Annotated in this window: 2 protein-coding genes; one reads left to right on the forward strand and one right to left on the reverse strand. The window is 68.5% G+C overall.

The window, feature by feature from the left end; genetic code table 11:
- A partial coding sequence (locus AC1DOC_RS18440; protein WP_478130232.1) for an MG2 domain-containing protein occupies positions 1–4,374 on the reverse strand: 4,374 nt, incomplete at its 3' end.
- A 151-nt stretch (positions 4,375–4,525) separates the two neighbouring features.
- Between AC1DOC_RS18440 and opgC the strand changes: the two genes are divergently transcribed.
- A partial coding sequence (gene opgC / locus AC1DOC_RS18445) for an OpgC domain-containing protein (protein ID WP_478130233.1) occupies positions 4,526–5,116 on the forward strand: 591 nt, incomplete at its 3' end.

Here is a 5,116-nt window from a genome sequence, read left to right on the forward strand (position 1 = left end):
CTGCTGCACCGTGAGCGGCACCGACGGGATGATGCGCTGGCGCACCTTGAGCGCATCGCGCGCGCCGCCGATGGTGTCTTTCGCCTCGATCTCCCACAGGATGGCTTCGGCGCGCGTCTGCGCGAGCTGCGCGGGCGCGGTCACGGTCCATGCGACTTCGCGCGCTTCGCCGGCCGGGATGTCCACCGTCTGCGGCGGGAGCGTGAGCAGCGTGGCGCGCGGCGCAGCCTCCACCTTCATCGGCTTTTGCGTGGTGTTGCGCAGCGTGATCTGGGCGCGGAACTGGTCGTCCTCGCGCACCAGCGGCGGCAGGCCGCTGATGATCTGCAGGTCCTGCGTGGCCTGGATGCTGGCCTGACCGGTGCCGAACAGGCTGGTGCCCGAGTCGGCCACGGCCACGATCTTGAACGTGGTCAATGCATCATTGAGCGGCACCGTCACCACGGCCTGGCCGTTGGCATCGAGCACCACCTTCGGGTTCCACAGCAGGAGGGTGTCGAGCAGCTCGCGCGTCTGGCCCTTGCCGCCGCCGCCGCCCGCGGGCACGGCCTTGCGCCCGTAGTGGCGCCGGCCGACGATTTCCATCTGCGCGGTGGAGGTGGCAACGCCCCAGCTGCGCCGCTGCAGCATCGCGTTGAGCAGGTTCCAGCTGTCGTTGGGCATCAGCTCCAGCAAGGCCTGGTCGACCGCGGCCAGCGCCACTTCGGCGCCCGCCGCGGGCTTGCCGTCGGGCAGCTTGGCGGAGATGGTGATCTGCGCCTTGCTGCGCACCGGGTAGCTGGGCTTGTCGCTGGTGACGGTCACGTCGATCTGGTGCGCGCGCGTGCCGACGCGGATCTCGGCCATGCCGAGGCGGTAGGCGGGCTTGCTGAGGTCGACCATCGCGGTGGGCGCGACGTATTCCTTGCCTTCGTACCAGAAGGCGGTCCACCACTCGCGCGGCGCCTTGAAGCCCCAGGTGAAGAAGCTGTACCACGGCACTTCGCGCAGCCGGCCGCGCAGCGCGAGCACGCTCACGTAGGCGTTCGGCCCCCACTCGGGCCTGACCTGCAGGCTCACGGTCGGGTCCTTGCCATCGAGCTGCACCACGTGGGTCTCGATGATGCCTTCGCGTTCCACCGATACCAGCGCAGTGGCAAAGCGGAAGGGGCTCCTCACCTGGAACTTGGCAACCTCGCCGGGCTGGTAGCTCTTYTTCTCGGGCAGCACGTCGATGCGGTCGTTGTCCTCGCCGCCGAACCAGAGTTCGCCCTGCTTCGTCACGTACACCGAGCTGGCGGCGCGGCTGTCGCGGCCTTCGCTGTCGGTGGCGCTGGCCACCAGCTCGACCTCGCCGGCTTCCTTGAGCTCGGATTCGCACAGCAGCAGGCCGCGCGCATCGCTCTTGCCACTGCAGACGGTGCCGATGTCTTTCGTCTCGGTCTTGTTGTCGTAGGTGTAGAAGCCGCCCACCATGCGCTTGCGGCTGGTGGTGGTGATGCGCGCCACGGCGCGCACGTTGAGCGTGACGCCGGCCTGCGGCTTGCCCGAGAGGTCGAGCGCGAGCGCCTGGTACTTGAGCTTCTGGCTGGTCGAGACCCAGCCTTCGGTCTTGATGCCGGCGATCACCGAGGCGGGCCACAGCGTCTGCGTGCTGCGGATGGTCTGCACCTCGCCGTTCGGGTCGGCATAGGTGGCTTCGAGCAGCAGCTCGCGCGCGGCCTTGACCTTGGGCACCTTGTCGATCGTGAGCTTGCCGGTGCCGTCCTTGTTGAGCGTAAGCGGCAGCTTGTCGGCGATCACGCGGGTGTCGCTGGCGCTGTTGATGTCTTCCTCGGCGCCCGCGGTGTCGGCCGCCGCCGCGGCGGGTGCCTGCGAGCTGTCGGCCTGCACGCGCGGCGGGCTGAAGCTGAAGGCCTCGTGGTCGGCAAAGCCGAGGCTCTTGCCGCGCACCATGGCCGACACGCGCACCGGCAGGTTGGCGGCGCCGCCGCCGGCCACGTAGTTGATCTGCACTTCGGCCGGCACCGAGGCCACGCTCACCAGCGGCTTCTTGTCGGTGGGCGCAATGCGGCCTTCGAGCACGGGCAGGCGGAATTCCTCGACGCGGAACTGGCCGGTGGCGAAGCTGCGGTTGTAGCCGCCTTCGTCGTCGACTTCGCCTTCTTCCTCGGAATTGCCGCTGTTCGCGTCCTTGCCCTTGCCGCTGCGCAGCATCACTTCGTACAAGCCGAGCTTGGCGGCCGGCGGAATGGCAAAGCTGTTCTCCGCGCTCAGGCCGCCGGTCGGCGTCTTGCGCCAGGCCAGCGGCTGCGTGAAGCGCTGGCCGCTGCCGGTGTGGGTGATGACCAGCGTGTCGGGCCGGTTCTCGGGCAGGCCGAAGCCCTTGCTGGTCTGGGTGCGGATCAGGTGCTTCATCGACACCGTTTCTCCGGCGCGCAGCAGGGTGCGGTCGAAGATGGTGTGGGCCACGCGGTCGGGCTCGGCCTGCAGGCTGGTGGGCACGTTGAAGCGCCAGGGCTCGATGCCGCGCTGCCAGTCGCTCCAGGTGAAGGCGAGGTCTTCCACGCCCTTGTCGTCCTTGGCGCGGGCGCTGACGAACCAGGCACCCGCGTTGTATTCGTCCGGGCCGTTGCAGTTGGGCGCATCGGGCGCGACGCCCGTGAGGTTGACGATGCCGTTGGCGTCGGTGGTGCCCGATGCGACGGCAACGCCGCGGCAGTCGGACACGCGCACTTCGGCGTTCGGCACCACGTTGCCCTTGTCGAGCGTGGTGACCCAGGCCATCGAGTTCTCGCGGCCGAGCTTGAAGTGCACCGCCAGGTTGGTGGCCAGCGCGGTGGTGCGCACGTACATCGTGCGGTTGGCGCCGTAGCGCTCGTCGAGCAGCGCATCGCCGAGCTTTTGCGAAGCGATCTCGAGCACGTGGAAGCCCGGCGTCAGCGGAATGCCGATGACCTCGAAGGGCCGCGGATCGCCGCTCTCGGCCTTGGGCATGTCGAGCGCCTTCACGCCCGGCTGGCCCGCCAGGAGCGACAGCATGCGGCTTTGCACATGGGTGCGCTCGCTGGTCTCGATGACGGCCGGCAGCGCGCCCTTGACGTCCTTGCGCGCCTGTTCGCGGCTCACGGTGTATTCGTCGTAGCGGCGCACCTTGCGGAACCACGCGATGATCTCGGCGTCGGTCTTCGGGTTCATGTCGCTGACCTTGCCGGGCGTCAGCGCCTGCACCATCAGCGCGGGTTCCACGCGCCGCACGGTCACCGGCATCATGGCCGGCGTGCCGGGCTCGGCCAGCCGCTCGACCACGCCGAAGGGCGAGGCCGCGAACTTGGCCAGCGGCGGCATCGCGCCGGTGGCCACCTTCAGCGGAAAGCTGCCGGGCGAAGCCAGCGGCCGGCCCGAGGCGTCTTCGAACTTGGCGGGCAGCTCGATGCTGAACTTGGTGTCCTCGGCGAACGGCGGGCTGAAGCTCGCGGCGCTGACCACGTCGTCTTCGCTCGGCGTGCCGCCGTCGTTCTCGAGCGTGGCGGCAATCGACTTGCCGCCGCCCTTGAGCTGGATCTGCGAAGCCATCTTGCGCGTGACCGGCGCATTGAACTGCAGCTGCATCGGCCGCAGCGGYAGGCAGGYGGCCTGCGCGTTCTCGCGCTCGCAGCTGAAGGACACCGCGAAAGGTTCGCGCACCTGGAAGCTCAGGCGGCGCTCCACGTTGTTGGCCACGCCCTTGCCGTAGACGATCTGCACCTTGCTGCCCGGCGTGAGCGTGCGGTTGCATTGCAGCGCGATGAAGCGCAACGGGTCCTTGGCGGCTTCCGCCTCGCGGCCGAAGGCCTTGAGGAGCCCGGTACGCTGCTCGCCTTCGAGCAGCCGCACGGGAATGCGCTCGCCGATGCCGTCGGCCGCGCACCAGATGTTCTGGCGCACGCTCTCCACGGTGGCCGCGCCGTTGAGCTCGAGCACGAACATCTGCTGCTCGTCGATCCGCCCATAGCTGCCCGGCATGTGGTTGCGCACGAACGGTCCGCCGCTATTGAATTGATAGCGTTCCGGCCCGGTCAGCTCCCCGCCCGAGGCGGGCTTGAAGCCGGCAATCCGCGTGACGGTGCAGCGCACGCCGGGCGGCAGGTCGTTCTCGAAATCGTAGACCCAGGCTTTTGCATCGGTCCAGCGGCCGGTGCCCTTGCCGGCCTGCGCGTCGGTGCAGCTCACGGCGAGCGGCGCGGGCGCCTTCGGGTCGCCGAAGTTGACGGCCGGCTGGTCGAACTTGGCGACCACCTGGCGCACGCGCGCCACTTCGCCCTGCGGCGTCAGGCTGGTGATCTGGAGGGCGAGGGCCGGGACGGCGAGCAAGGCGCTGCCGGCCAGAAGCAATGCTGGAATGGTTCTTTTCAATTTTTTCTCCACCTGGAAGCAGCGCGCAGCGTAGCCGATTTGAATGGCGCTCCGGCAGTGCCAGTCGTCATATGCCTTGGCCGCTCTTCATACAATCGGCACTGTCGTGCGTGCGCCGCGCGGACCGCCACCAAGACCTCGCCGCCGACCGATGAAACGCTACTGGGAAATAGACGCCTTGCGCGGGCTGATGCTCGTGCTGATGACCGTCACCCACCTGCCCACCCGCCTGACCGACCCGCTGGGCCAGCCCTTCGGCTTCGTCTCGGCCGCCGAAGGCTTCGTGCTGCTGTCGGCCTTCGTGGCCGGGCTGGTCTACAGCCGCATCGGCTACGTGCGCGGCGTCGACCCGATGCGCCAGGCCTTCTGGCGGCGCGTGCTCAAGGTGTACCTGTGCCAGGCGGCGATCCTGCTGTTCCTGTTCACCGTGATTGCCGCGCTCGGGCTGCACATCGACCAGCCCGCGGTGAAGAACCTGGTGTCCTACTACCTGGCCGAGCCGCGCGACGGCTTTCTCTTCGGGCTGCTGCTGATCTACGAGCCCGCGCTGCTCGACATCCTGCCGATGTACATCTTCTTCATGCTGATGAGCCCCTGGGTACTGGCCTTTGCCATGCGCCACGGCTGGACGCTGGTGATGGCCGCCAGCGTCACCCTGTGGGCGCTCGCGCAGTTCGACTTGAGCGAATGGATCTACGGGCTGGCGGTGAACTACCTCGGCCTGCCGGTGCCATTCCACGAG

This window comes from Variovorax sp. 01T439_2, assembly GCF_056398445.1.